This window comes from Microbacterium sp. MTN4-26, from assembly GCF_042846595.1.
Classification (GTDB): Bacteria; Actinomycetota; Actinomycetes; order Actinomycetales; family Microbacteriaceae; genus Microbacterium; species Microbacterium luteum.
This window is the reverse complement of sequence record NZ_BTGO01000008.1, coordinates 78,375-103,513: the sequence shown is the minus strand read 5'-3', so window position 1 is coordinate 103,513 and position 25,139 is coordinate 78,375. Positions and strand designations below refer to the sequence as shown.

General features: G+C 69.6%; 23 protein-coding genes. 6 read left to right on the top strand and 17 right to left on the bottom strand.

The genetic code is table 11. The annotated features are described in order from the left end of the window. Window positions 1–100 precede the first annotated feature (100 nt). Window positions 101–1,234: an acyltransferase family protein gene (locus ACGG9C_RS08760; protein ID WP_075807135.1), complete on the top strand. Its 1,134-nt coding sequence runs from the start codon at window positions 101–103 to the stop codon at window positions 1,232–1,234. 76 nt (window positions 1,235–1,310) lie between these two features. On the opposite strand, the gene rpsO is transcribed toward ACGG9C_RS08760, so the two are convergent. The 4 genes from rpsO to ACGG9C_RS08740 form a co-directional block, all read right to left on the bottom strand. After that, window positions 1,311–1,580 carry a 30S ribosomal protein S15 gene (rpsO, locus tag ACGG9C_RS08755; RefSeq protein ID WP_071045685.1) on the bottom strand — a complete coding sequence of 90 codons (270 nt, stop codon included), beginning with the start codon at window positions 1,578–1,580 and terminating at the stop codon, window positions 1,311–1,313. A gap of 180 nt (window positions 1,581–1,760) precedes the next feature. Continuing rightward, entirely contained in the window at window positions 1,761–2,324 is a 564-nt protein-coding gene (locus ACGG9C_RS08750; RefSeq protein ID WP_071045684.1) for a YceI family protein, read from the bottom strand. Between the two features lie 131 nt (window positions 2,325–2,455). Continuing rightward, window positions 2,456–2,824, bottom strand: a complete 369-nt coding sequence (locus tag ACGG9C_RS08745) for an FKBP-type peptidyl-prolyl cis-trans isomerase (protein ID WP_071045683.1) — start codon at window positions 2,822–2,824, stop codon at window positions 2,456–2,458. A 162-nt stretch (window positions 2,825–2,986) separates the two neighbouring features. Beyond that, the gene (locus tag ACGG9C_RS08740; RefSeq protein WP_286721260.1) at window positions 2,987–4,219 is read right to left on the bottom strand and encodes a PrsW family intramembrane metalloprotease; all 1,233 of its coding nucleotides are present in this window, start codon (window positions 4,217–4,219) and stop codon (window positions 2,987–2,989) included. Window positions 4,220–4,272: 53 nt separating this feature from the next. On the opposite strand from ACGG9C_RS08740, the gene ACGG9C_RS08735 reads away from it, so the two are divergent. Further along, window positions 4,273–5,142, top strand: a complete 870-nt coding sequence (locus ACGG9C_RS08735; RefSeq protein ID WP_071045681.1) for a fumarylacetoacetate hydrolase family protein — start codon at window positions 4,273–4,275, stop codon at window positions 5,140–5,142. A 7-nt stretch (window positions 5,143–5,149) separates the two neighbouring features. Here ACGG9C_RS08735 and ACGG9C_RS08730 read toward each other — a convergent pair whose 3' ends face one another. From ACGG9C_RS08730 to ACGG9C_RS08720, 3 genes are all read right to left on the bottom strand, one after another. Next, window positions 5,150–5,599 carry a DUF4190 domain-containing protein gene (locus tag ACGG9C_RS08730; protein ID WP_390178561.1) on the bottom strand — a complete coding sequence of 150 codons (450 nt, stop codon included), beginning with the start codon at window positions 5,597–5,599 and terminating at the stop codon, window positions 5,150–5,152. A gap of 48 nt (window positions 5,600–5,647) precedes the next feature. Further along, window positions 5,648–7,189 carry an aspartate ammonia-lyase gene (locus ACGG9C_RS08725; protein ID WP_083336648.1) on the bottom strand — a complete coding sequence of 514 codons (1,542 nt, stop codon included), beginning with the start codon at window positions 7,187–7,189 and terminating at the stop codon, window positions 5,648–5,650. 119 nt (window positions 7,190–7,308) lie between these two features. Beyond that, window positions 7,309–8,214 (bottom strand): phosphodiesterase, encoded by a 906-nt coding sequence (locus ACGG9C_RS08720; protein WP_390178560.1) that lies wholly within the window; start codon window positions 8,212–8,214, stop codon window positions 7,309–7,311. A gap of 44 nt (window positions 8,215–8,258) precedes the next feature. Between ACGG9C_RS08720 and ACGG9C_RS08715 the strand changes: the two genes are divergently transcribed. Continuing rightward, window positions 8,259–10,376 carry a S9 family peptidase gene (locus ACGG9C_RS08715; protein ID WP_390178559.1) on the top strand — a complete coding sequence of 706 codons (2,118 nt, stop codon included), beginning with the start codon at window positions 8,259–8,261 and terminating at the stop codon, window positions 10,374–10,376. Between the two features lie 164 nt (window positions 10,377–10,540). Here ACGG9C_RS08715 and ACGG9C_RS08710 read toward each other — a convergent pair whose 3' ends face one another. The 4 genes from ACGG9C_RS08710 to ACGG9C_RS08695 all read right to left on the bottom strand — a co-directional run bounded on the left by ACGG9C_RS08710 (window position 10,541) and on the right by ACGG9C_RS08695 (window position 15,867). Continuing rightward, window positions 10,541–10,987: a hypothetical protein gene (locus ACGG9C_RS08710; protein WP_390178558.1), complete on the bottom strand. Its 447-nt coding sequence runs from the start codon at window positions 10,985–10,987 to the stop codon at window positions 10,541–10,543. Window positions 10,988–11,716: 729 nt separating this feature from the next. Beyond that, window positions 11,717–12,745, bottom strand: a complete 1,029-nt coding sequence (locus ACGG9C_RS08705) for a 6-phosphofructokinase (RefSeq protein ID WP_071045745.1) — start codon at window positions 12,743–12,745, stop codon at window positions 11,717–11,719. A gap of 103 nt (window positions 12,746–12,848) precedes the next feature. Beyond that, on the bottom strand, window positions 12,849–15,020 hold the full coding sequence (locus tag ACGG9C_RS08700) for a DEAD/DEAH box helicase (protein WP_071045677.1): 2,172 nt from the start codon (window positions 15,018–15,020) through the stop codon (window positions 12,849–12,851). A 187-nt stretch (window positions 15,021–15,207) separates the two neighbouring features. Then, window positions 15,208–15,867: a hypothetical protein gene (locus tag ACGG9C_RS08695; RefSeq protein ID WP_390178557.1), complete on the bottom strand. Its 660-nt coding sequence runs from the start codon at window positions 15,865–15,867 to the stop codon at window positions 15,208–15,210. A 106-nt stretch (window positions 15,868–15,973) separates the two neighbouring features. Between ACGG9C_RS08695 and ACGG9C_RS08690 the strand changes: the two genes are divergently transcribed. Both ACGG9C_RS08690 and deoC read left to right on the top strand, forming a co-directional pair. Further along, window positions 15,974–17,374, top strand: coding sequence for an MFS transporter (locus ACGG9C_RS08690; protein ID WP_390178556.1), 1,401 nt, complete (start codon window positions 15,974–15,976; stop codon window positions 17,372–17,374). 4 nt (window positions 17,375–17,378) lie between these two features. After that, the gene (deoC, locus tag ACGG9C_RS08685; protein ID WP_071045674.1) at window positions 17,379–18,095 is read left to right on the top strand and encodes a deoxyribose-phosphate aldolase; all 717 of its coding nucleotides are present in this window, start codon (window positions 17,379–17,381) and stop codon (window positions 18,093–18,095) included. 19 nt (window positions 18,096–18,114) lie between these two features. On the opposite strand, the gene ACGG9C_RS08680 is transcribed toward deoC, so the two are convergent. The 4 genes from ACGG9C_RS08680 to truB are packed head-to-tail and all read right to left on the bottom strand — an operon-like array spanning window position 18,115 to window position 20,828. Then, on the bottom strand, window positions 18,115–19,095 hold the full coding sequence (locus ACGG9C_RS08680; protein ID WP_071045743.1) for a bifunctional riboflavin kinase/FAD synthetase: 981 nt from the start codon (window positions 19,093–19,095) through the stop codon (window positions 18,115–18,117). Beyond that, complete coding sequence (locus ACGG9C_RS08675; protein WP_071045673.1) at window positions 19,092–19,535, bottom strand: hypothetical protein; 444 nt, start codon at window positions 19,533–19,535, stop codon at window positions 19,092–19,094. The genes ACGG9C_RS08680 and ACGG9C_RS08675 overlap by 4 nt, the downstream gene beginning before the upstream one ends. A 37-nt stretch (window positions 19,536–19,572) precedes the next feature. Continuing rightward, window positions 19,573–19,941, bottom strand: coding sequence for a hypothetical protein (locus ACGG9C_RS08670; RefSeq protein WP_390178555.1), 369 nt, complete (start codon window positions 19,939–19,941; stop codon window positions 19,573–19,575). Beyond that, window positions 19,938–20,828 (bottom strand): tRNA pseudouridine(55) synthase TruB, encoded by an 891-nt coding sequence (gene truB / locus ACGG9C_RS08665; RefSeq protein ID WP_390178554.1) that lies wholly within the window; start codon window positions 20,826–20,828, stop codon window positions 19,938–19,940. Before truB ends, ACGG9C_RS08670 begins: the two co-directional genes overlap by 4 nt. Window positions 20,829–20,892: 64 nt before the next feature. Here truB and ACGG9C_RS08660 point away from each other — a divergent pair, with 64 nt between their 5' ends. Next, window positions 20,893–21,768 (top strand): A/G-specific adenine glycosylase, encoded by an 876-nt coding sequence (locus ACGG9C_RS08660; RefSeq protein ID WP_390178553.1) that lies wholly within the window; start codon window positions 20,893–20,895, stop codon window positions 21,766–21,768. Window positions 21,769–21,780: 12 nt separating this feature from the next. On the opposite strand, the gene rbfA is transcribed toward ACGG9C_RS08660, so the two are convergent. Next, on the bottom strand, window positions 21,781–22,212 hold the full coding sequence (gene rbfA, locus ACGG9C_RS08655; protein ID WP_390178552.1) for a 30S ribosome-binding factor RbfA: 432 nt from the start codon (window positions 22,210–22,212) through the stop codon (window positions 21,781–21,783). Window positions 22,213–22,359: 147 nt separating this feature from the next. Continuing rightward, on the bottom strand, window positions 22,360–25,131 hold the full coding sequence (gene infB / locus ACGG9C_RS08650; RefSeq protein WP_071045669.1) for a translation initiation factor IF-2: 2,772 nt from the start codon (window positions 25,129–25,131) through the stop codon (window positions 22,360–22,362). Between the last annotated feature and the right edge of the window lie 8 nt (window positions 25,132–25,139).

Sequence of the window (25,139 nt, the reverse complement as noted above, 5' to 3'; positions counted from 1 at the left end):
TCCTCCGGATGCGGGTGGCATCCGATCTATGCAAGTGAATGTACCTTGTGGAACGCCGTACGCTCCAGGGTATTCCCGGCGATAGGGTGTCCTTCTCGACATGAGCGCTGCCACCACTCCCCCGCCACCCGCGACCGGATCCGTCCGAACGTCCTCGGGCAAACGCCGCGTCCCCTTCTGGGACAACGCGCGGTTCGCATGCATCGTGCTGGTCGTGCTCGGCCACGCGATCCAGCGCCTCACCTACGACTCCGACATCGCACTGGGCCTGTATCTGCTCGTCTACGCCTTCCACATGCCGGCGTTCGCGCTCATCTCGGGATACTTCTCGAAGTCCGACCCTCCCGGCAGGCGCCAGATGGTGCGCGTCCTCACCGACATCGTGCTGCCGTATCTCGTCTTCGAGGGCCTGTGGACGATCACCAAGCTGCTCGTCGAAGGGCAGGCGAACCCCAACATCACGCAGCCGTCGTGGACGCTCTGGTTCCTCCTGGCACTCGCGATCTTCCGGCTCGTGCTTCCCTACCTCGCCCTCCTGCGCTGGCCGCTGCTGTGGACGATGGTCATCAGCATCGGCGTGGGATATGTGCCGAACATCGACTCGACCTTCTCGCTGTCACGCACTCTCGGCCTGCTCCCCTTCTTCACCCTCGGATGGTGGGTGCACGAACGGGGTCTGGTCGAGCGCTTCGCACTGCTGCGCGTGCGGTGGTGGGTCACCGCCGCTTCGGTGGCCGCCTTCGCGGTCGCGGGATGGGCGGCCTGGTACTTCTTGGACATCTGGCAGGCGATGGAGCTGCGCCAGTGGCTGTTCTACGACGACGATTACGCCTCCATCGGCGAAACCGGGTGGTGGGCGGGCGGCGTGCGCCTTCTGCTGATGGTCGTCGCGCTCATCCTCAGCCTCGCCTTCTTCGCGCTCATCCCGCGCGACGGCCACTGGTGGACGCACTTCGGCCAGTACACGATGTACGTGTACCTCCTGCACTCCTTCGTGCTCTACCCGTTCCGGGAATCGGGCGTCCTGCGGGGCCTCGACCCGACATGGCTGTGGCTCCCCATCGTCATCGTCGCATCGGTGCTCATCTCCCTGGGCTTGGCGACCTCTCCCGTACGAAAGGTGTTCCGCCCCCTGGTCGAGCCGCGCCCGTCGTGGCTGTTCGCGGATGCGACCCTCGCCGACGTGGGCCGTCGCGATGACCCGACGGGGTCGCGCCGCGCTCGCAGCGGCTGACTCGAGCGGAGCGCACGACGAAGGGCCGCCCACACCGTGGACGGCCCTTCGAGAAGACGATTGAACGCGGTGGCTCTTATCGGCGAAGCCCCAGACGACCGATCAGCGCGCGGTAGCGCTCGATGTCGACGTCCTGGAGATAGCCGAGCAGGCGACGGCGCTGACCCACGAGCAGGAACAGACCACGACGCGAGTGGTGGTCGTGCTTGTGTCCCTTGAGGTGCTCGGTCAGGTCGGTGATGCGCCGCGTCATGAGCGCCACCTGCACCTCGGGGGATCCGGTGTCACCGGGGTGCGTCGCGTACTCTTCGATGATCGCCTTCTTGACGTCTGCTTCCAGTGCCATAAAGTGATCCCCTCTCTGCTTGTTGCGCGGTGCCCGACGCCTGATGCGTGAGCTCTCTTTATCCGCGGCCGATCCAACGGCAACCGCAACAGTCTACCAGCGTTGTGCCGCCGCCGTCGACGCGACGACGGGGCGGAGGAGACGCGCTCTCCCGCCCCGTCGCCATGCCGTGAGAGCGGCTCAGTCCTGCTGCAGCGAACCCTGCAGATCGAGGGTGATCGTCACGTCCTTGCCGACGAGGACCCCGCCGGTCTCCAGGGCGGCGTTCCACGTGAGACCGAACTCTTCGCGGTCGATGACCGTCTTGGCGGTCGCGCCGGCCTTGTAGTTGCCCCACGGGTCGGTTCCGAAGCCCCCGAACTCGACCTCGAAGGTCACCGGCTTGGTGACGCCGCGCACGGTGAGGTCGCCGTCGACGAGGAAGTCACCGCCGTCGTAGCGCACACCCGTGGAGACGAAGTCGATCGTCGGGTAGGTCTCGACGTCGAAGAAGTCCCCCGAGCGCAGGTGCGTGTCGCGTCCCTCGTCGCCGGTGTTGATCGAGGCGACGTCGACGGTCGCGGTCAGGGACGCCGCCAGCGGGTTCTCCGGCGCGGTGATCGTCGCGCTCTTCACACCGAAGGTGCCGCGCACCTTCGAGATCATCATGTGGCGGACCGAGAAGGTCACCTCACTGTGGGACGGGTCGAGGACCCAGGTCCCCGCCTTGTAGCCGGGAACCTCGATCGTGGTCGTTTCGGTCATCGTCATCCTTCGTGTCGTTGTCCAGCCGCCGCCGCGACGGCTCAGGGGGACTCAACGCCGCTCCGCGCCATCTATTCCCGTGAATGAAAAAAGAAGCGGATGCAACCTCATCCGCTTCTTTCTCAGGTCTGTCAGCCGACCTGCATGAGGTCGATCACGAAGATGAGGGTCTTGCCGCCGAGGAAGTGGCCGCCGGCGGGGCCGTAGGCGAGGTGCGGCGGAATGACGAGCTCGCGACGCCCGCCGGCCTTCATGCCCGGAATGCCATCCTGCCAGCCCTGGATGAGACCGCGCAGCGGGAACTGGATCGTCTCACCGCGGTTCCAGGACGAGTCGAACTCCTCCCCGCTGTCGTACTCGACGCCGACGTAGTGAACGGTGACGGTGTCACCAGGCTTGGCCTCGGCGCCGTCACCGACGACGATGTCGCGGACGACGAGCTCCGCAGGAGCCGGCCCCTGGGGAGCGTCGATCTCGGGCTTGGTGAGGTCTGCAGTCATGTGTCCATCCAAACACGTCGCGCGCGGCGCCGGGTGCCGGAACGACGGCTCTTGACACCCCGAAAGCACAAGGGCATCCTGAGATCAGACCAACTCAGCGCTCGGGAGACACGCAGGCATCGCCGCGGCACCGGGCGCTGAGTCTTTCACGTCAGGGCGCGGTCAGGGCGCGAACATCGCCGCTCGCGCGGCCGTGGTGCGATGCAGCAGCACCTGCTCATCCTGTGCGGCGTGGGGGTCGCGGCCGCTGATGGCACGCTGGCGCGCGGCGGCGAGCGCCGTCGCGTCGCGGATGAACCCTTTCATGATCTCGGTGCGATCGCCGCGGAGGGTGCCGGCCCACTGGAGGGCCGCCTTACGCCCGCGTCCGGTTGCGACCATGTCGACCTCCTGCTCGGTGAACCACCCGGCCGCCGCGTAATCGGCCAACCGCGTGCGGGTCAGCCGCGCCTCCTCGCGCCGCAGCGCCACCAGACCGAGGATGAACACGATGAACAGCGGGACCTGAAGGGTCAAGTAGAGAGCGAAGAAGTCGCCGAACACGGCAGAGCCGTTCCAGAACGCGTGCAGCAGCACGGCTCCGCCGAGCCCGAGCAGCCACGGGCCGAACGCCGCTCCCGCGCGGGCTCCCCGGCGGGCGGCCAGGCCCAGCGCGAAGCCGGTGACGCTCGTGAACATCACGTGCGCGAACGGTGACAGGATGCCTCGAACGAAGAACGTCGCGGTGGTGTCGGCGGCTCCGCCCTCGATGAAGCTCACAGCGAAGTACTGGATGTTCTCCGTGAAGGCGAATCCCGCGCCGACCAGTGCGCCGTACACGATGCCGTCGACGGGACCGTCGAAGGCCCGCCGCGCGCTCAGGAAGATCACGTACACCCCGAGCCCCTTGGCGACCTCTTCGACGATCGGCGCCTGGACCACGGGGGCGACGACGTCGGCGACAAAGGACGAGTCCGGCCCGAAGGCGAAGAGCAGAGCGAGATCGAACCCGAGGGTGATGCCGATCGCCACGAAGGCGCCCCACGCGATCGCGGCGGCGACCAGACCCTTCGGTTCGGGCTCCCAACGGTCGATGATCCGCACCGCGAAGAAGACGACGGCGAGAGGGACGAACGCGAGGATCATGCCGATGACCGAGGCGACGGGGCCGAGGGCGTTGAGGAAGTAGCCCACGACGGCGACCGCCACCAGCACGACCACGCCGAGCACCCACAACGGCGCGGAGCGACCGGAGCGCGGCGACACGGCACGCCCCTGGGGCATCGGAGCGGCGGGGGCGTCGGCGCGCGGGATCGGCGCGCCTGATGCCACGTCGGGCTGCTCGAACGGCGAGTGGAAGGGAGGGGGCGTCAGCGACGGGCGCGACGGATCGGACGACGGCGCGGAATGCGTCATGGACACAGCCTAGGGGCGACCGTGACCGCACCCTCGGCGATAGCCTTGAGATCATGCGCTTCGCCCACGTCGTCCGTCCCGGGTCATCGGAGCCCCGCCTGGTCGTCGCCGACAACGACGCCGTGATCGAGGTGGCGGAGCTGTTCGACGGCGCGCCGCGCACCCTCGAGGAGCTCATCGCCGGCGGCGACGAGCTCCTGGGACGTATCCGCACCGCCACGGCCTCGCCGAGCGGAACGCGGCACCCGATCGCGGGCCTCTCCTTCGCGCCGGCTGTGCTGACGCCGCCCGTGATCCTCGCGATCGGTCTCAACTACGCCGCCCACTCGAGCGAACTGGGGCTGAAGACCGATTCGACGCCGACGGTGTTCGTGCTCTGGCCGAACTCGCTGGCCGGTCATGAGGGCACCACGAGCTGGCCACGGGCACTCAGCGAGTCCGTGGACTACGAAGCCGAGCTCGGTGTCATCATCGGCACCCCCGCGAAGGATGTCTCACCCGAAGACGCCCTCTCGCACGTCTGGGGCTACACCGTCGTCAACGACATCACCGCGCGCGACATCCAGTACTCCGAGGCCCAGTGGTCGCGGTGCAAGTCGTTCGACGGCTTCACGCCGGTCGGTCCGTACGCCGTCACCGCCGACGAAGTGCCCGATCCGCAGAACCTGCACATCTGGACCCGGCTCGACGGTCACCTCCTGCAGGACGGCTCGACGGGGCAGATGGTGCGCCCCGTCGCGACGCTCGTCTCGCACCTGTCCCGCGCCGCCACCCTCCTGCCCGGCACGCTCATCTCGACCGGAAGCCCGGGAGGCGCCGGCTATTCACGCGACCCGCAGGTCTTCCTGCGCGATCGCTCCACCGTCACCGTCGGGATCGACGGGATCGGCGAGCTGACGACCCACTGCCGCATCCTCGACTGACGATGGGTCAGCCGCATGTGATGACGGTGCCGTCCGTGAGCTCCCACACGCCAGGTCCGAGCTCTCCGCAGGCGGCGAGGAGCGGGCCGAGGGCGGCGATCAGCACGACGGCGATGATGATCCCGATCACCATCAGAACGGAGCTGATGATGATGGCGGCGACGGCGAAGCCGTTCTTCGCACCGGCCTTGCGGCTCTGCACGAGCGCGACGATGCCGAGGATGAGGGCGACGAGCTGCACGAAGAACGAGAGCACCAGCGCGACGATGCCGAGGGTCTTCCCGGGCGTGGGGGCGGAGGACGGAGCGGGCGCGTCCTGCGCCCCGGGCGCCGCCGGAGGCGCCGGAGGATGACCGCCGGGCTGGGCAGGCGGCGGATACGCACTCGACGGCTCACGCGGCGTCGCGGCGTCGTCGCCGCGGGATGACGGGGGTACGGGGTTCTGCGGATCGGACACGGTCTTCCTCCCTCGCGGCCGCGCGGTGCGGCGTCGTTCCTCGGAACGCTATCGGTCCCGTGTGACCGGCGGCAACGGGTCAGCCGCGACACTCTCCTCGGCGCTGACGTCGCGGCCGCGCGAATCCGCTGGGGAGACGAGGTTCTCGGCCGGCTGCGCGATCGGGATCGCCGACGTCACCGCCTCGAGGCCCGACAGACGCGCCGGCGAGAGCTGCTTGGCCACCTCCTCGCGGGTCATGAGCTCCGCTTCGACCACCAGATCCGCGATGTTGCGCCCCGTCAGCAGCGCCGTCTTCGCCAGCGCCGCCGACGCCGCATAGCCGATGAACGGTGTGAGGGCCGTCACCACCCCGACCGAGGCGCCCACCATCGCACCGAGACGGTCGGTGTTCGCCGTGATGCCGTCGATGCAGTTGACCCTCAGGGTGTGCATGCCGCGTCGCATCCAGGTGATCGACTGGAAGATCGAGTGCGCGATGATCGGCTCGAAGGCGTTCAGCTGCAGCTGGCCGCCCTCCACCGCCATCGTGACCGTGGTGTCCGCGCCGGCGACGGCGAAGGCGATCTGGTTCACGACCTCCGGGATCACGGGGTTCACCTTGCCCGGCATGATGCTCGAGCCGGCCTGTCGCGGAGGAAGGTTGATCTCTCCCAGGCCGGCCTGCGGACCCGACGACAGCAGACGCAGGTCGTTGCAGATCTTCGACAGCTTGATCGCGTTGCGTTTGAGCGACGCCGAGAAGGACATGAACGAGCCGGTGTCGCTGGTCGATTCGACCAGGTCGGTGGCGAGCTCCAGATCCAATCCGGTGATCGCGCGCAGATGGCGCAGGACCGCCGGGGAATACCCCGGGTGGGTCGTGATGCCGGTGCCGATCGCCGTGGCCCCCATGTTGATCTCGAACATCAGGTACGCGTTCTCGGTGAGCCGCTTGTGGTCCTCTCCCAGGGTCGTGGCGAACCCGTGGAACTCCTGCCCGAGGGTCATGGGAACCGCATCCTGCAGCTGCGTTCGCCCCACCTTGAGGATGTCGTGGAACTCGGCGGCCTTGTCGAGGAACGACCGGCGCAGCAGGTCGAGTTCTTCCAGAAGGCTCTGCAGGTCCAGGCTCAGCCCGATCTTCACCGCCGTCGGGTAGACGTCGTTCGTAGACTGCGACCGGTTGGTGTGGTCGATCGGCGAGAGGAACGCGTAGTCCCCCTTCTCGCGTCCCGCCATCTCGAGGGCGATGTTGGTGATGACCTCGTTGGCGTTCATGTTCGTCGACGTGCCCGCGCCGCCCTGCACGACGCCGACCACGAACTGGTCGTGGAAGTCGCCGTCGATGATGCGCTGGGCGGCACGATCGATCAGGTCGGCGCGCTCGGCGTTCAGCACGCCGATCTCACGGTTCGCCCGCGCCGACGCCTGCTTGACCATCGCGAGCGCGATCACCAGATCCTTGTAGACCGAGATGGGACGCTTCGAGATCGGGAAGTTCTCCATCGCCCGGGCGGTGTGGATCCCCCAGTAGGCATCGATCGGGATCTCGAGGGATCCCAGCGAATCGGTCTCGATACGGGTGCGCGTCGTCGCGTCCTGGGCCATGGGTCATCCTCGTGGGTCGGCACGGCAAGGTGGAACGATGCCGAGCCTACTCGGCCCCCGCAGCGACCCGGATGGACATCGCGGCGGAACCGACTATCGCCGCTGTACGCCGCGGACGGTCAGCGCTTCCGGGAGAACGCCTCCAGGCGCTCGTGCGGGCTGAGCGCGGCCATGCGGTCGACCCACTGCTGCGAGAAGAAGTCGCCGGAAGGGGCTTCGACGACCGGGACCACGGAGTGGGTGACGGTGTCGGCGTACACGTGCGTGAGATGGAAGGACTGACCGGCATCCATCCCGTTGACCTCGACGGCGGGACGCGAGATGTCCATGGTGTAGCAGGTCGCCGCGGCGACGCTCACCGGCACGCCGGCGAACGTTCCCGACGTGGAGTAGTGGAGGTGCCCGGCGAGGATTCCCCGCACATCCGTGCCGGCGATGACGGCGGCGAGCGCCGGCTGGTCGCGCAGCTCCAGGATGTCGAAGACGGGCAGGTGGCACGGCAGCGGCGGGTGATGAAGCGCGAGCAGGGTGCCCAGCGGGGCGGGCTCGGCGAGGATCTCGGCCAACCACGCGAGCTGCCCGGCATCCAGCTCACCGTGGTGCCAACCGGGGACACTCGAATCCAGGGCGATGATCCGCAGGCCGCCGAGGTCGGTGACCGACGTGACGGGCTCTTCGGTGGGGTCGAGGTCGAGCAGATGCTGCCGCATCGGCGCCCGCTCGTCGTGGTTTCCCGCGACCCAGATGAGCGGTGCCTCGAGCGCCTCGGCGATCGGCTCCACCGCGGCTCGCAGGGCTCGGTAGGCCTCGGGCTCGCCGAGATCGGTGAGGTCGCCGGTGAACACCAGCGCGTCGGGCTGAGTGCCCAGGCGCTCGACCCGGCGAAGCGTGGCCTCGAGGTTCGCCGCGGTGTCGTAGACCCCAACCAGCGGTGCGTTCCCCGCGAGGAAGTGGGTGTCGCTGAGGTGCAGGATCGTGCGCTGGGCGGGGGCGTGCTGACCGAACGTCACGGATGCGGCGACCATGCGCCCAAGCCTAGGCCAGGGCACCGACGGGCTACCGTGGAGGGGTGACCGACACCCTCGAGCCGCCCCTCCCCCGCGCCGCCGCCCGTCCCGTCATCCGCAGCCATCACGGCGACGACGTCGAGGACCGCTACGAGTGGCTGCGCGACAAGGACGACACCGAGGTGATCGCGCACCTGGAGCGCGAGAATGCCTACGCGGATGCGCGCACGGCCCATCTGGAGGCCCAGCGCACACGCATCTTCGAGGAGATCAAGGCGCGCACGCTGGAGACCGACCTCTCTGTACCGATCCGCCGGGGCGAGTGGTGGTACTACGGCCGCACCCGCGAAGGCCAGCAGTACGGCATCCAGTGCCGCGCACCGCTCACTTCTCCCGACGACTGGACCCCGCCGGAACTCCACCCCGACGAGCCCGTGCCCGGCGAGGAGGTTCTGCTCGACGGCAACGTCGAGGCCGAGGGCCACGAGTTCTTCTCCCTCGGCAGCTTCGAGGTCTCCGCGGACGGGTCCCTCCTGCTCTACGGCGTCGATGTCGCCGGCGACGAGCGGTACACCATCCGCGTGCGCGAGCTCGCCACCGGCCGTCACCTGCCGGACGTGATCCCCGAGACGTTCGCCGGCGCGGAGTTCTCCCCCGACGGCCGGTTCATCGTCTACACCACGGTCGACGACGCCTGGCGGCCGGACACCGTCTGGCTCCACGAGATCGGCACGCCGGTCTCGGCCGACCGCAGACTCCACCACGAACCCGACGAGCGCTACTGGGTGGGGGCGGGATTCACCCGCAGCGAGCGCTTCCTCGTGATCGAGGCCGGGTCCTCCGTCACCTCCGAGCAGTGGCTCGTGCCCGCCGACGACCTCGGCGCCGAGCCGCAGGTGGTGTGGCCCCGCACCGAGGGCGTCGAATACGACGTCTCGCACGCCGTCGTCGACGGTCACGACGTGCTGTACATCCTCCACAACAGCGATGCGCTCGACTTCGAGCTCGTGCGCGTGGCCGCCGACGACCCGACCGGAGAGCGGCAGATCGTGCTGCCGCATGCGCCGGGCACGCGACTGCTCGGGCTGTCGACGTTCCGCGACTGGGCGGTCATCGGCTACCGTCGCGAAGGCCTCGCGCGACTCGGGATGCTCGACTACGTCTCCGGGTCCGTTTCGGAGATCGCGTTCGACGAGCCGCTCTACTCGGCCGGCACGAGCGGGAACGCCGAGTGGGCGCCGCCCGTGCTGCGGATCGGCTACGGCTCGTTCGTGACGCCGGGGACCGTCTACGACTACGACCTCGCCACCGGATCGCTCCTCCTGCGAAAGCGCCAGCCGGTCCTCGGCGGATACGAGCCCGGCGACTACGCGCAGGCGCGGGTGTGGGCCGACGCCGAAGACGGCACGCGCATCCCGATCTCACTCGTCTGGAAGCGTTCGTTCGGCGAGGCCGGCGCGACCCCTCGCCCCGTTCACCTCTACGGTTACGGCTCATACGAGCACTCGATCGAACCGGGGTTCTCGATCGCACGGCTGAGCGAACTCGACCGCGGTGTGGTGTTCGCGGTGGCGCACGTGCGCGGCGGCGGTGAGATGGGCCGGCAGTGGTACGAGGACGGGAAGCTCCTGGCCAAGCGCAACACGTTCACCGACTTCGTCGCGTGCGCGCGTCACCTCGTCGACAGCGGATACACCACGCCCGAGCGCATGGTCGCCGAGGGCGGATCGGCCGGCGGGCTCCTGATGGGCGCCGTGACCAACCTCGCCCCCGAGCTGTTCGCCGGCATCCTGGCCGCGGTCCCCTTCGTCGACGCGCTGACGACGATCCTCGATCCGACGCTGCCGCTGACGGTGATCGAATGGGACGAGTGGGGCGACCCGCTGCACGATGCCGAGGTGTACGCCTACATGAAGTCCTACAGCCCCTATGAGAACGTGCGCGAGGGCGTCACGTATCCGCGCATCCTCGCCGTCACCTCGCTCAACGACACCCGTGTGCTCTATGTCGAGCCGGCGAAGTGGGTTGCGCGATTGCGCGACGTCGGAGCCGACGCGCTGCTCAAGTGCGAGATGGTCGCCGGTCACGGCGGCGTCAGCGGCCGTTACAACTCGTGGCAGGAGCGCGCCTACGAGCTCGCCTGGATCTTCGACACCCTCGGCGTCGCCGATCCCACCTGATCCACCCCGCCTCCCCCACCGCGCATCCCCTCACCCCGGCGGCCGCGCATCCCCAACCCCGGCATGTCCCAATTTCTGTCCTCATGAGCCGCCATGAGAGCCGAGAGTGGGACACGCTCCGGCGGCGAGAGGATGCGTGTCCCACTCTCTGCGCCCAAGCGGCCTCAGGGCAGCAGATATTGGGACATGGTGCGTGGTGGTGTCCAGCCGGCCTCCATGAGGGCCGCGACGACCAGACGCACCGCGGGGATGCCTCGACCCCGCACGTGATGGTCGAGGCAGCGGACATGACGCCAGCCAGCGCGACGAATCGCCTCCCACCGGTCGGCGTCGCGCGCGAACTGCGCGGCGTCCTCGGCGTGCACACGCCCGTCGTATTCGGGCGTGACCTTCCACCGCGGGTAGGCGAGGTCCAGCTCGGCGACGAAGACGCCGCGGTGATCGCGCAGAACCCAATTGATCTCGGGTTCCGGCAGCCCGGCTCGCACGAGCAGGAGCCTCAACCGGGTTTCGCGCGGTGATCGGACGCCGTCACGCGCCTCCGCGAGCGCACGCCGCAGCAGTCCGTCCCGCACGTCGCCCATGATCTCGATCTCGTCCCGGAGCTGCATCCGCGACGCCCCCTGCGTCGCGTCGAAGGCGAGCGAGTCGGCCGCCGCGATCAGATCATCGAGGACCCACAGCGACCCGCACTGACGCCACGCGCGTGCAGGGTCCTCGACGGGCAGCCCGTCCCGCGTGGTGCGGACCGCAGACTCGCGGGCCTGAAGTCGATGCCCGACGACGCCGCGAGTCCGCGGTTCGCGACGGGGCCGGTGGGGTCGAGACGTGGATGCCGGGCCGGTACGGCCATCCGGGCATCGAGTGCCCAGAGAGCGCGAGCGCGGTCTCGTGGCTGAAGAACTGGTGCTCAGCCATACGCGGTGCGTAGGCACGGCAGAGCTCGCGAATCTGCGCATCGGGCAGCACAGGGTGCCGAGTGCGAACGCCGTGGAACGGGTGACCGAGGTCGCGACCGCGGAGCCGACCGTCGCCGACTCCGATCTCGGATGCGCTCGCCACGCTGAACGCGGCGGCAAGCATGTCGGGGAGCTCGGAGGGCCGTTTCATGCTCCGAGGCTTGCTCGCCGCCCGACAGTCCTGGCACGGTCAGCATCCCATTGTGGAGAGTTAACGCAGCGCCGCCCCCTGTGCAGGGCCGATCATGTCCCAGAAAAGGTCGGTCTCAGGCCTGAGAGGGACCGAAATGGGGACATGCTGTGGTGGCTCGGGCGGGGGCGCGCCGGGAGGCGGGGCACGCCGGGAGGCGCGGACGGCACATGCGCCGGAGGGGCGAGTGGTCAGCCGAAGAGGGCGGCGGCTTCCTCGTAGCGGGAGAGGGGAACGGTGTTCAGCTCACCGAGCGCGTCGGCGAAGGGAACCCGGACGATCTCCGTGCCGCGCATCGCGACCATCTGACCCCAAGCCTCGTCCATGACGGCGTCGGCGGCGTGCAGGCCGAGACGCGTCGCGAGCACACGGTCGAAGCCCGAAGGCGATCCGCCGCGCTGGATGTGGCCGAGCACCGTCGCGCGCGTCTCGACACCGGTGATCCGCTCGATCTCGGGCGCGAGGAGCTCGCTGATGCCGCCGAGGCGCGGCCGGTTGAAGGCGTCGAGACCCTTGTCACTGTAGGCCTCGTCCATGTCCTTGAGCTTGAACCCCTCCGACACGACCACGAGAGGCGCTCGACCGCGGGCGTGGGCGCTCGTGACCTGTTCGCAGATCTCGTCGATCGACATCGGCACCTCGGGGATGCAGATGACGTGGGCCCCGGCGGCCATCCCGGCGTGCAGGGCGATCCATCCGACATGACGGCCCATGACCTCGGCGACCATGCACCGCTGGTGCGAATCGCCGGTGGTGCGCAGGCGGTCCATCGCGTCCGTGGCGATGTTCACCGCGGTGTCGAAGCCGAACGAGTAGTCGGTGGCACGCAGATCGTTGTCGATCGTCTTCGGCACGCCGAGCACGTTGATGCCGTCCTTGGACAGCCTGTCCGCGGCGGCGAGGGTTCCCTCGCCGCCGATGGCGATGATGCCGTCGAGGCGGTGGCCGTACATCGTCTTGGCGATGTTCTCAGCGCCTCCGCGCGGACCCTCGTAGGGGTTCGTGCGACTGGTGCCGAGGATCGTGCCCCCGACCTTGGACAGGCCCTTGACCTCGTGACGCGTGAGCGGGAAGAAGTCTGCGTCCACGACGCCCCGCCAGCCGTCACGGATGCCGACGAACTCAAGATCGTAAGTGGTGGTGCCCTTGAGCACGACGCCGCGGATGACGGCGTTCAGGCCCGGGCAGTCGCCGCCGCTGGTCAGGATTCCGATCTTCATGCTGTGGTCCTCAATCGTCGGGATGATGCTGGGCGACGCTGCCTCACCCGACATTAGTGGCCGCGGACTCCCGCTGCCACACGGTCGGGCGGATGCGGAGGACTCAGGCGGCGCCGAGCGCCTGCCGCAGCAGGTGCATCAGGGCCGACAGCTGCACGGAGTCGCTCGACCCGGGATCGACGGCCTGCCCGTCCAGGGCACGCTGCGCCAATCCCTCCTTGGAATCGATCAGTTCGGCGATCTTGGTGTCGATCGTGTGGGCTGCGATGATGCGCCACGCGGTCACCGGCTCGTCCTGTCCGATCCGATGCACGCGGTCGATCGCCTGCGTCTGCTCGGCGGCGGTCCACGACAGCTCGGCCAGCACCACGTTCGACGCGGCCTGCATGTTCACGCCGACGCCCGCGGCGGTCAGCGAACAGACCGCGACACCGACCTCGGGGTCGTTGTTGAACGCGTCGATGGCCTCCTGGCGCGCCGTGGAGGTCTGGTCGCCCCTGAGCGAAACGCTTCGCAGGCCGGATGCGGCGAAGTGCGCCTCGGCGGCATCCATCACGTCGATGTGCTTGGCGAAGAAGACCACCTTGCCCACCGAGCGCTGCAGCTGCAGCGCGTAGTCCGCCGCCAGCTGAGCCTTGGCCTGTCCGATGCGACGGACCATCGTGAAGACGTTCTCGCTCCCCGAACCCGCCGCCTTCGACTCGTCGAGCTCGTTCTGCGCGACCAGCCGCACGATGTCGTCGTCGACCTCGCCCGGAGCCAGGGCCGCCCCGGAGCGCGCGTTCTCACGGGCATCGACGATACGGCGGTAGCGATCGGCCAGGCGCGCGCCGAGCTCGCGCTCGGCCTCGCGGATGGAGCGACCGAACTCGTCGTCGAGCTCCACCGGCAGATCGGCGACGAGCTTGTCGGGGAGGTCCGCCGCGACGTCCTTCTTCTTGCGGCGAACGATGCCCATCGAGATCACCGCGTCACGCGCCTCGGGGTAGAACGCCTTGTCGGCAGGGGTGAATCCGGTCGCGTCGAGCTTCGCCATCAGATCGGGGCCCGGCTTCTCGCCGTTGGTCCAGCCGAGGAAGCGCCAGATGGCATCGAAGTCCTCGACGTCGTTGATGAGCGGCGTTCCGGTGAGGGCCATCATGAGCGGGTCGCGCACCTGCTCGCGGATGCGCCCGGCGAGCGCGAGCACGTTGCGCGAGCGCTGCGAGGTGAGGTTCTTGATGAAGTGCGCCTCGTCGACGACCATGCCCTTCAGACCGATCGAGCCGAGCCATGACAGATGGCGGTCGAGGATCTCGTAGTTGACGATGAAGACGTCGGCGAACGCATCGATGTCTTCGCCGTCGCCCTGGATCACGGTCGCGCGACGGTGGGGCGTCCAGCGCTTGACCTCTCGGGCCCAGTTCATCTTCACGACGTTGGGAACGACCGCCAGCAGCGGATAGGTGTCGGCGACGGAGGCCGCCAGCACCGACTCGGCGGTCTTCCCGAGACCCGGTTCGTCGGCCAGCAGGAAGCTGCGGTGTCCGTCGCGCACCGCCTCGAGGAAACGCGACTGGTGCGGCATCACCTCGAGGCCCCGCGGCGAGACGCGGTCGAACTCCGGCACGGGAGGCAGCTCCATGGATGCGCTGGCCCCACCCGCACCGGTCTCGAACGCCTTGTACAGCGGTCCCATGAGCTCCCAGCCGTCGAGCCGACGACGCGGGCTCGGCACGGGCGCGCGCATGGTGAGGTCGGGTGCGAGGAACGGATTCGCCATCTGGCGCGACTCGATCCCGGCCGGCACGACCTGCCGGTCGGCGAGCGCGGGCGGCACCACCGTCGGAGCGACAGGAGCGACGTCGGTGATGATGAGCTCGTCCGGCGGAAGCTCGGCGCCCGACTCCAGCAGCCAGTCCCGTCGCATGCGCTTGGCGACCGGCGACGTGGCCTGATCGACCTCGAGCAGCTGGATGAGCGACGTGTCGCGCGCGGCGGTCTTCGCGAGGATCGTCGCGACGCCGTCGAGGCGCTTGAGCAGCTCCGCCCGCGCGGAGTCGGCGACGGCAGTGTCGGCCTTCACCCGCGCGCGCTCCTCGCGGACGAGAAAGGCGATCACCTGGAACTTGACACGATTGGTGGGGCCGAGCTTTCCGCGCTGGGCCTTGGCTTCGACCTCGCGCACCTTGCGGGCGAGGATCGGGATCAGCGGCGCCTCATCGTCGCGTCGGGAAGACGACGACTTGCGACGACGCGCGGCGGACGTCTGTGCGGCGGGTGCCGAGGTCGGCATGCTCCTCCTGAGCCTAGGGATCGGATACCGGTCGATCCGGTGATCCGGCGAGAGAACGTGATTCCCGTGGGCGGCGCCACGACGCCGTCACGAACACGGGGCGGAGATGCCGGCACCGTCGGTCGCGAGCACCCGCTTCAGCGAGCAGCGACAGGGCGGTCGGGATCCCCGCACAGCATTCTAGCGGCTACCCGGCCGAATCCGCAGAATCTGCTCCCCAGAGGGTGGCGATGATGTCTTCGCTGTAGCCCTCGGGAGCGAAGTTGATCCACCGGGTCGTCACGATCGCGCCGTCGCCGATGACGTGGGTCTCACCCAGCGTGTACGGCTCGTCGTCGAGCGTGATCCCCCGCTGCTCGATGCGATGGATGCTGCCGACGGCGACGTCCTCGGAGCTGAACCCGGCCGCGCTGAGCTCAGCGGCGATCTCCTCGCCCTGCGCGTCGTCGATGAGGGTGATGTTCGTGGCCAGGCCGTAGTCGGACGGAGTGCCCCACGTGCACCGCAGAGTCGGGGCACCCGAGTCGATCAGTTCGAGCACGACGGCGTTCTCGCTGGAATACATCGTCACACCGGGGTCGTTGAGCGGTGGGTTGTCCGCCTCGAGGGTCGCGCGCATGTCCGCGGAGTAGATCTCCTCGCACGAGCTCGGAAGAACGAAGGCGTCGGTCTCGGTGGGCGTCGGGGTCGGAGTGCTCTCGACGGTTTCGGTCGGTTCGGCCGTCGTACCGTCGGGCTCCGCGCTGCCGGACGCCACGGGCTCGGGCTGGCATGCGGCGAGAGAGAATGCCACAGCCGCAGCGGCCCCCGCGGCGAGCAGACGGGGTGTCCGGTGCTGACGAGTCACGGTACCTCCTGGAGGGGCGCTGCACCGCAGAGGGGCGGCACGGGCACCGACTCTACCGACCCACGAGGCCGGCCCCGCGGCGGCGCGGCGGACGTACCCTGAAAACATGCCGGAACGGATGCCGCGGGACCAGCGGCTACGGATGCCGCGGGACCAGCGGCTCGTCCTGACGATCGCGATCCTCGCGTCGTTCGTGTCCTTCCTCGACGGCACGGTGGTGACCGTCGCCCTCCCCGCGATCCGCGATGACCTCGGCGGTGGCCTCGCCACGCAGCAGTGGGTGGTCGACGCCTACCTGATCACCCTGGGCGCCCTGATCCTCGTGGCGGGATCCCTCAGCGACGTCTACGGCCGCATCCGCGTGCTGCGCTGGGGACTCGTGCTGTTCGGCATCACCTCGATCGCGATCGCCGCGGCCCCCACGCCCGAGTTCCTGATCGTCGCGCGCGCCCTCCAGGGGGTGGCCGGAGCGCTCCTCGTGCCCAGTTCACTGGCCCTCATCACGGCGACCTTCCGCGATGCCGCGCAGGCGCGCGCCATCGGCATCTGGACGGCAGCCACGACCGGGGCGATGGTGGTGGGCCCCGTCATCGGCGGGCTGAGCGTCGACCTGCTCTCGTGGCGACTGGTGTTCCTCATCAACGTGGTGCCGATCGTCATCACCCTGTGGCTGCTGGCGGTGCTCAGACGCCCCGATGTGCGCGCGCCGGGCCGCACCGTCGACGTGTGGGGCGCCGTGCTGTGCACGCTGGGTCTCGGCGGCATGGTCTTCGCGCTCATCGAGCAGCCGAGCCTGGGGTGGGGATCCCCCGCCATCTGGGGCAGCGCCGCCGTCGGCGTGGCGTCGTTCGCCGGTTTCCTCGTGCGGCAGGCGACGGCAGCGGATCCGATGATGCCCCTGGACCTCTTCCGTGCGCGCAACTTCTGGGCCGGCAACCTCGCGACGGCGTTCGTCTATGCCGCGCTCTCGCTCAACGGCTTCGTCGTCGGCGTCTACCTGCAGCAGGGAGCCGGGCTGTCGGCGACCCTGGCCGGACTCGCGACCCTCCCCATCACGATCCTCATGATCCTCTTCAGCTCGCGCGTCGGTGACCTCGCCGGCCGGTTCGGCCCGCGCCTGTTCATGACCGTCGGGCCGATCGTGATGGCCGCGGGCGCCCTGCTGCTGCTGTCCGTCGGCGAAGCGTTCGACTACTGGACCCAGGTGCTCCCCGGGGTGATCGCCTTCGGTCTGGGTCTCACCCTCACGGTGTCGCCGCTCACCTCGGCGATCCTCGGCGCGATCGACACGTCGAGATCGGGTATCGCATCGGCGGTGAACAACGCCATCTCACGGGTCGCGGGGCTCATCGTGATCGCGATGCTCGCCACCATCGTCGGCGGCGCCCTCGACCTCGACGGCTTCCACCGCGCTGCCGTCGTGACGGCCGCCCTGCTCGCGGTCGGCGGCGCGGTCTCGTTCGCCGGCATCCGCAACCGGCTCCCGGCCCGCTCCGACGTAGGCTGAGCACATGACCACCTACACCGAGCGTCAGCTCGCCGCGACCATCGACCACGCCATCCTCAAGCCCGAACTGACGCGGGCCGAGGTCGACGCCGAACTCGACATCGCCGCCGAATGGAAGGTCTTCAGCGTCTGCGTGCGTCCCTCGGACATCCCCCACGCCGTCGCGCGCCTGACGGGGACCGGGGTCGCCGTCGGCACGGTGATCGGCTTCCCCCACGGCACCACCTCGACCGCGACGAAGGTCGCCGAGGTGACCAGGGCCCTCGCCGACGGAGCGGTCGAGCTCGACATGGTGCTCAACATCGGATGGCTGCGCTCCGGCATGGACGCCGACGTGCAGGCCGACATCCGTGCGGTGGTCGAGGCGGCTGAGGGCCATATCGTCAAGGTGATCTTCGAGACCTCCTACCTCGACGACGAGCAGATCATCCGCGCGTGCCGCCTCAGCGAGGCCGCCGGAGCCGACTTCGTGAAGACGTCCACCGGATTCGCCGGCGGAGGCGCCACGGTCGCGCACATCCGGCTCATGCGCGACAGCGTCGGGGAAAGCGTGCAGGTGAAGGCCTCGGGCGGAGTGCGCGGCCTCGACGCGGCCGTCGCGATGCTCGACGCCGGCGCCACGCGCCTTGGCACCTCCGCGGCGGCGACCATCCTCGGCGCCGCCCGCGCGCACGATGCCGGCGAGACGGCTGCCGGCGGAGTCGACGAGTCCTCCTACTGAGGCGCGAGGCGCTCGGGCGTCAGGTGCCGCGCGTGAGGAGCGTCGCCCGCGTGCGGGCGACGTCGTCGGCCATCTGCGCCATCAGCGGCTCGATGCCGCTGAAGGCCACCATCCCGCGCAGCCGCTCCACGAAGCGGATCTCCACGGTGTGTCCGTACAGATCGAGATCGGTCTCGTCGAGCACGTAGGCCTCCACCTGGCGGACGAGGACATCGCCGAACGTCGGATTCGTCCCGATGCTGATGGCGGCGGGATAGCGAGTGCGGGCGTGAGGCGCCGCACCCGCACCGGCCGGCTCGCCCTCGTCGACGAGCCATCCGGCGTAGACCCCCTCCGCGGGAACGAGCCCGTCGCCGTCGGCGGAGAGGTTCGCGGTGGGGTATCCGAGATCGCGTCCGCGCTTCAGCCCGTGCACGACCTCGCCGCGCACCGCGTGAGGCCGACCGAGGAGCCGCGCGGCCGTGGCCACATCCCCGTCGGCGAGCAGGTTGCGCACCCACGTCGACGACACGCGGCGGCCGTCTACCGCGCAGACGTCCTCGACGACATGCACGTCGAACCCGAGCTCGGTTCCGAGTGCGCGCAGCGTCTCCGGGTCGCCGGCACCGGCGCGGCCGAAGCGGAAGTCCTGCCCGACGAGAACCGTGCGCACTCCCAGCGCATCGACGAGCACGTGCTCGACGAAGTCGCGGGGATCCAGGGCGGCGAGCTGCTCGTCGAACGTGAGCACGAGCGACGCGTCCACACCTGCGTCGGCGAGGAGCCGCACTTTCTGGGTCGTGCTCGCCAGCGCATCCGGGCACGAGTCGGGCCGCAGCACCGCGAGCGGATTGCGGTCGAAGGTGACCGCGACCACACGGGCGCCCGTTGCGGCGGCATCGACGCGGGCGCGATCGATCACCGCTCGATGGCCGGAGTGCACGCCGTCGAACTTGCCGATGGCGACGACCGACGGTCCGTAGCCCTCCGGAACCTCGTCGGGATGACGCCACACCGTCACGGGGCCACCGAAGCGGTATGCGGCTGCGCGGTGACGCGGGCGCGGTGCGTCCACAGCCACCAGAGTCCGAGGAACGGCAGCACGAGCGGCACGAGGAGGTATCCCCCACCGAACCAGGACCACACCGTCGGGTGGGCGAAGAGGTCGAGGAGCACGAAGCTCAGCGTTCCGACGATCAGGACGCCGGCGAGCTCGAAGCCGATGGCCACCCATGCGATGCGGTACCAGATCGCGGAGGCCGAGAACACCAGGGCCAGCGTCGCCAGGATGTAGACGACGGCGGCCAGAGCCGACAGAGAATACGCCAGCGGTGCCTCATCGAAGCGCTGGACGATCTGGACGAAACTGCGGCCGGTCGCGGCGAGGGCCATGATCGCGTACACGATCACGAGCACCCGACCGATGCCGGTCATACGGGGGCGGGACGGGGGTGTGGACATCGCACCTCGATTCTAGGCCTCGCGCGAGCGGGCCGCGTCACGCGATCTGGACGGCCCAGATCGCCTGCATGCGGTAGACCATGATCGCCACCGCGAGCGCAGCGACGCCGAGGACGACCGTGCTCCACCGGCTCCGCTCCAGCAGCGCCCACAGCACCGCCGCCGGCGGAACGAGCGCGGCGCTGACGAGATAGACCCAGAACTCGAGCAGGCTCCCGGTCGGCGGGTTGCCGGCGAGCGGAGCGATGATCGCGATCACGATCTGAGCGAGAAGCAGCAGCTCGACCACCGTGAGCGCGCCCACGGTGAGGTCGCTCGGGCGGCGTCCGGCGAGGCCGAGCACGACGCACAGGGCACCCGCGACGACGGCGATGGCGACCTGGACGTAGGTGAACCACTCGATCACGCCCCGGCCTCCTCGGGCATGTTCATCTCGCTCCGCAGATCGTCGCCGCGCGGACGCACGACCCCCACGAAGGTCCCGTCCGGCGCGATCGCCGCGGCGCGCGGGGCATCGATCGTCGCGGCAAGACCGTGCAGCCGCTTGCCGTGTCGCAGGTCACGGGCCTGGTCGGCGGTGACCTCGAGCCGCGGCAGCACCGCGCACGCCGCCGCGGCGACCGGCATCATCCGCGCCGCATCGAGGTCATCGAGCGCCGCGGCATCGACGACGTCGAACGATCCGACGCGTGTGCGCCGCAGCGCCGTCAGATGACCGCCCACGCCCAGCGAGGCGCCGAGATCGCGCGCGAGCGCCCGGATGTAGGTCCCGCTGGAGCAGTCCACGACGACGTCGAGGTCGAGGATGTCGCCTTCGCGCCGCTCGGCCATCACGTCGAAGCGCGACACCGTGACCTCTCGAGCGGCGAGCTCGACATCCTCGCCCGCCCGCGCGAGGTCATACGCACGGCGCCCGTCGACCTTGATCGCCGACACGCGACTGGGGATCTGCGAGATGTCTCCTCGAAGGTGCGAGATGGCGTCCGCCACGGCGTCGGATGACACGGCGGAGGCGTCGATCCGGCCGGTCACCTCGCCGTCCGCGTCGTCGGTGTCGGTCGCCACCCCGAGCCGGATGGTCCCGCGATACGTCTTGTCCTGGCCGACGACGAAGGTGAGCAGGCGGGTGGCCGCCTCAACGCCCAGCACGAGCAGGCCCGTCGCCATGGGATCGAGGGTCCCCGCATGCCCGATCTTCCGCGTTCCGAGTGCGCGCCGCGCACGCGCGACGACGTCGTGGCTCGTGAGGCCGCCCGGCTTGTCGACGAGCAGGATGCCGGGGGCAGGACGCATCCTCCCAGCCTACGTGGCCCGGCTCGCCTGCCCCGTGCGCGGCATCGGATCGTACGCTGGAGGGATGCCCCGCAGCGCCGAGATCGCCACGCCGCTGAACGCCTGGTTCGCCGACAACGCGCGCGATCTCCCCTGGCGACACCCCGGCTTCGGCCCCTGGGGCGTGCTCGTGAGCGAGTTCATGCTGCAGCAGACACCGGTGAACCGGGTGATCCCGCTGCTCGAGGCGTGGCTGCGACGCTGGCCCACGCCCGCGGCTCTGGCCGCTTCTCCCCCGGCCGACGCCGTCCGGCAGTGGGCCAATCTCGGCTACCCGCGCCGCGCCCTGTGGCTGCATCGCGCCGCCGTGGAGATCACGGAGCGCCACGGCGGCGTCGTTCCCCGTTCGGTCGAGGATCTCCTCGCACTCACCGGAATCGGGAACTACACGGCCCGCGCCGTCGCCGTGTTCGCCTACGGCGACCGCCATCCGGTCGTCGACACGAACACCCGGCGGGTGATCGCGCGGATCATCGACGGTCAGGCTCACCCTGGCGCGCCGCATCGTCGCGACCTCGCGGCGATGGAGGCGCTCATGCCGTCGGACGACGGCGCCGCCGCACGCTTCAACGCCGCCGCGATGGAGCTGGGCGCGCTGGTGTGCACCGCGCGATCACCGCGATGCGGGTCGTGCCCCGTCTCCGCCGAGTGCGCCTGGCGGGCGGCCGGATACCCCGACACCGGCGACACCCGCAAGAAGCAGGCGAAATACGAGGGAAGCGACCGACAGGCGCGCGGCGCGATCCTCGCCGCGCTGCGGGAGATCGAGGCGCATCAGGTCTCCGCCGAGGAGGTCATCCCCGCGTGGCCGGACCCGGTCCAGCGCGATCGCGCGATCGACTCCCTCGTGGCCGATGGGCTCATCGAGGCGGTCGACGGGATGCTCCGACTGCCGCGCTGAAACGCGACGCGCTCATTCCTCGTCGTCGTCGCGGACCTTCTTGTAGGGGTCCGCCTCGCCGGCGAAGCTCGCCGTTCCCGCGATCCCGGCCACGGCCTCATCCCGCTCACGCGCCTCGCGCAGGAGCTCCTCGATGTGGCCGGCGTTCTCGGGAATCCCGTCCGGGATGAACTCCAGGGTCGGCACGAGGCGGGCGCTGAGCTTGCGTCCCACCTCACTGCGGAGCATCCCGGTGGCTGCGCGCAGCGCTTCAGCCGACGACGCCCGCTCCTTCTCGTCTCCGAGCACCGTGTAGAACACCGACGCATGCTGGAGATCTCCGGTCACCCGCACGTCGGTGATGGTGACGAAGCCGAGCCGCGGGTCGCGCAGCCCCTTCTCGAGACGTTCGGCGATGAGGACGCGGATCCGGTCCGCCAGTCGCGCCTGTCGTTCGTTAGCCATGCTCACTTCTTCCTCTCCTCGCCGGCGGCTGTCGTCACGGCCGCGAGGAGGCTGCCTTCCCGAGAGCGAGCATCGGGGTGCCCGCGAAGCGGGCGGGGTCCCCGCTCTGCGAGCGAAGGGAAGGCAGCCTCCGGAGCAACACGGACGTCAGCCGCGCGGCTTCTCCACCATCTCGGTCGTCTCGATCTCGTCGCCGATCTGGATGTCGTTGTACTTGCCGAGACCGATACCGCATTCGTAGTCGGTGCGGACCTCGGTGACATCGTCCTTGAAGCGGCGCAGCGACTCGATGGCCAGGCCATCGGCGATGACGACGCCCTCGCGGATGATGCGCGCCTTGGCGTTGCGCGTGATCGTCCCGCTGCGCACGATCGCTCCGGCGATGTTGCCGAACTTCGACGAGCGGAACACCTCGCGGATCTCCGCGACACCCGACTGCACCTCTTCGAACTCCGGCTTGAGCAGGCCCTTGAGTGACTGCTCGACGTCGTCGATCGCGTTGTAGATGACCGAGTAGAAGCGGATGTCCACACCCTCGCGCGCGGCGCGCTCACGAGCCTTGGCGTCAGGGCGCACGTTGAAGCCGATCACGATCGCATTGTCGATCGTGGCCAGGTTCACGTCGGACTCGGTGACGGCACCCACACCGCGGTGGATGATCCGCAGCTGCACCGACTCGTCGACCTCGATCTTCAGCAGCGACTCCTCGAGCGCCTCGACGGCACCGGAGACGTCGCCCTTGATGATGAGGTTGAGCGAGGTGACCTTGCCCTCCTCGAGAGCGCGGGTGAAGTCCTCGAGCGAGATGCGCTTGCGGGCCTTGGCCAGCTGGGCGTTGCGCTCGGCGGCTTCGCGCTTCTCGGCGATCTGGCGCGCCGTGCGGTCCTCTTCGGTCACGATGAACACATCGCCCGCACGGGGCACCGAGTTCAGACCCTGCACCTGGACCGGACGCGACGGAGCGGCCTCGGCGACCTGCTCGCCGTTCTCGTCGATCATGGCGCGCACGCGACCGTAGGCCGTGCCGGCGACGATGGCGTCTCCGACCCGGAGCGTTCCGGACTGGATCAGCACCGTCGCGACCGAACCGCGACCCTTGTCGAGCTTGGCCTCGATTGCGACACCGCGGGCGTCCTTGTTCGGGTTCGCACGCAGGTCGAGACCCGCGTCGGCGGTGAGCAGCACCGCATCCAGAAGGTCCTGGATGCCCGTGCCCTGCCGGGCCGACACGTCGACGAACATCACGTCGCCGCCGTACTCCTCCGCGACGAGACCGTACTCGGTGAGCTGCTGGCGCACCCGGCCCGGGTTCGCGTCGGGCTTGTCGACCTTGTTGACGGCCACGACGATCGGAACCTCGGCGGCCTGGGCGTGGTTCAGCGCCTCCACCGTCTGGGGCATGATGCCGTCGTCGGCGGCGACCACGAGGATCGCGAGGTCGGTCACCTGCGCACCACGGGCACGCATGGCGGTGAACGCCTCGTGGCCCGGGGTGTCGATGAAGGTGATCGCGCGCTCGATCTCTTCGTGCTCGGTCCACACCTGATAGGCGCCGATGTGCTGCGTGATGCCGCCGGCCTCGCCCTCGGTGACGTTCGTCTCACGGATCGCGTCGAGAAGGCGCGTCTTACCGTGGTCGACGTGGCCCATGACGGTCACGACGGGCGGACGGATCTCGAGCTGGTCGTCGTCCTCTTCTGCGAGCTCCTGCTCGAGGTCGAGGCCGAAGCCCTCGAGGAGCTCCTTGTCCTCGTCCTCGGGCGAGACCATCTGGATCTTGTAGCCGAGCTCATCGCCGAGCACCTCGAAGGTGGCCTCGTCGAGGGACTCCGTCGCGGTGGCCATCTCGCCCAGGTTGAACAGGATGGTCACCAGGGTCGACGGCTGCACCGAGTAGCCGGCGAGCTGCTCGATCTTGTCCGCGAAGTCGGAGATCGATGCGCCGCGGCGCATGCGGATGATCTCGCCGTTGCCCTTGCGAACGTTGACGCCGCCGACCTGCGGCGCATCCCTCATCTCGAATTCTTGACGCTTCGCCCGACGCGACTTGCGCTGCTTCGACTTGCCGCCGCCCTTGCCGAAGGCACCGGCTGTGCCGCCGCCGCGGCCACGGCCGCCACCGCCGGGCCGACCGGCGAAACCGCCACCGGGCCGACCGGCGAAACCGCCACCGGCACCGCCGCCGCCACCGGGACGACCGGCGCCGCCCGGACGCTGCTGGAAGGGGGCACCGCCGCGGCCGCCACCGGGACGACCGGCGCCGCCCGGACGCGGGGCGCCGGGACGCGGCGAACCGGGACGCGGGGCCTGCGGACGCGGGATGTTGCCGGGGTTGGGGCGCTGCCCCATGCCCTGCGACGACGCGAACGGGTTGTTTCCGGGACGCGGGCCCGCGGGACGCTGGCCCATGCCCTGCGACGACGCGAACGGGTTGTTGCCCGGGCGGGGAGAGCCACCGGAACGCTGATTGCCGCCGGGACGCTGGGTGCCGCCGGGACGGGGAGCCTGCGGCGTCGAACCGCCGGGGGCGGGCTTCGGTCCGGGACGCGAAGCGGGTGCGTCCGCGGAAGGCTTCGGCGCCGGTGCACCCGGCTTCGGAGCGCTCGCGGCGGGCGCCGCCGCGGCTGCCGGAGTCGCGGCTCCCGGCTTCGGGGCCGCACCGGGCTTGGGTGCCGCACCCGGCTTCGGAGCGGTCGCGCCGGGTCGAGCGGAACCGGGCTTCGGCGCGCCGGCGGCGGGCTTGGCGTCAGCCGACCCGCCCTCAGAGGCGAGGGCTGCGCGAAGCTTGCGGGCGACCGGGGGCTCGATCGTCGATGAGGGGCTCTTGACGAACTCGCCCAGCTCCTTGAGCTTGGCGAGGGCCACCTTGCTGTCGACGCCGAGCTCGGAAGCGATCTCGTGTACGCGTGGTTTTGCCACAATTCTCC

Excerpts from the sequence above, each read along its gene's own strand:
- ACGG9C_RS08760 (WP_075807135.1), top strand. The coding sequence starts at position 101 with ATGAGCGCTGCCACCACTCCCCCGCCACCCGCGACCGGATCCGTCCGA.
- rpsO (WP_071045685.1), bottom strand. The coding sequence starts at position 1,580 with ATGGCACTGGAAGCAGACGTCAAGAAGGCGATCATCGAAGAGTACGCG.
- ACGG9C_RS08750 (WP_071045684.1), bottom strand. The coding sequence starts at position 2,324 with ATGACCGAAACGACCACGATCGAGGTTCCCGGCTACAAGGCGGGGACC.
- ACGG9C_RS08745 (WP_071045683.1), bottom strand. The coding sequence starts at position 2,824 with ATGACTGCAGACCTCACCAAGCCCGAGATCGACGCTCCCCAGGGGCCG.
- ACGG9C_RS08740 (WP_286721260.1), bottom strand. The coding sequence starts at position 4,219 with ATGACGCATTCCGCGCCGTCGTCCGATCCGTCGCGCCCGTCGCTGACG.
- ACGG9C_RS08735 (WP_071045681.1), top strand. The coding sequence starts at position 4,273 with ATGCGCTTCGCCCACGTCGTCCGTCCCGGGTCATCGGAGCCCCGCCTG.
- ACGG9C_RS08725 (WP_083336648.1), bottom strand. The coding sequence starts at position 7,189 with ATGGCCCAGGACGCGACGACGCGCACCCGTATCGAGACCGATTCGCTG.
- ACGG9C_RS08720 (WP_390178560.1), bottom strand. The coding sequence starts at position 8,214 with ATGGTCGCCGCATCCGTGACGTTCGGTCAGCACGCCCCCGCCCAGCGC.
- ACGG9C_RS08710 (WP_390178558.1), bottom strand. The coding sequence starts at position 10,987 with ATGCAGCTCCGGGACGAGATCGAGATCATGGGCGACGTGCGGGACGGA.
- ACGG9C_RS08705 (WP_071045745.1), bottom strand. The coding sequence starts at position 12,745 with ATGAAGATCGGAATCCTGACCAGCGGCGGCGACTGCCCGGGCCTGAAC.
- ACGG9C_RS08700 (WP_071045677.1), bottom strand. The coding sequence starts at position 15,020 with ATGCCGACCTCGGCACCCGCCGCACAGACGTCCGCCGCGCGTCGTCGC.
- ACGG9C_RS08690 (WP_390178556.1), top strand. The coding sequence starts at position 15,974 with ATGCCGGAACGGATGCCGCGGGACCAGCGGCTACGGATGCCGCGGGAC.
- deoC (WP_071045674.1), top strand. The coding sequence starts at position 17,379 with ATGACCACCTACACCGAGCGTCAGCTCGCCGCGACCATCGACCACGCC.
- ACGG9C_RS08675 (WP_071045673.1), bottom strand. The coding sequence starts at position 19,535 with ATGTCCACACCCCCGTCCCGCCCCCGTATGACCGGCATCGGTCGGGTG.
- truB (WP_390178554.1), bottom strand. The coding sequence starts at position 20,828 with ATGCGTCCTGCCCCCGGCATCCTGCTCGTCGACAAGCCGGGCGGCCTC.
- ACGG9C_RS08660 (WP_390178553.1), top strand. The coding sequence starts at position 20,893 with ATGCCCCGCAGCGCCGAGATCGCCACGCCGCTGAACGCCTGGTTCGCC.
- rbfA (WP_390178552.1), bottom strand. The coding sequence starts at position 22,212 with ATGGCTAACGAACGACAGGCGCGACTGGCGGACCGGATCCGCGTCCTC.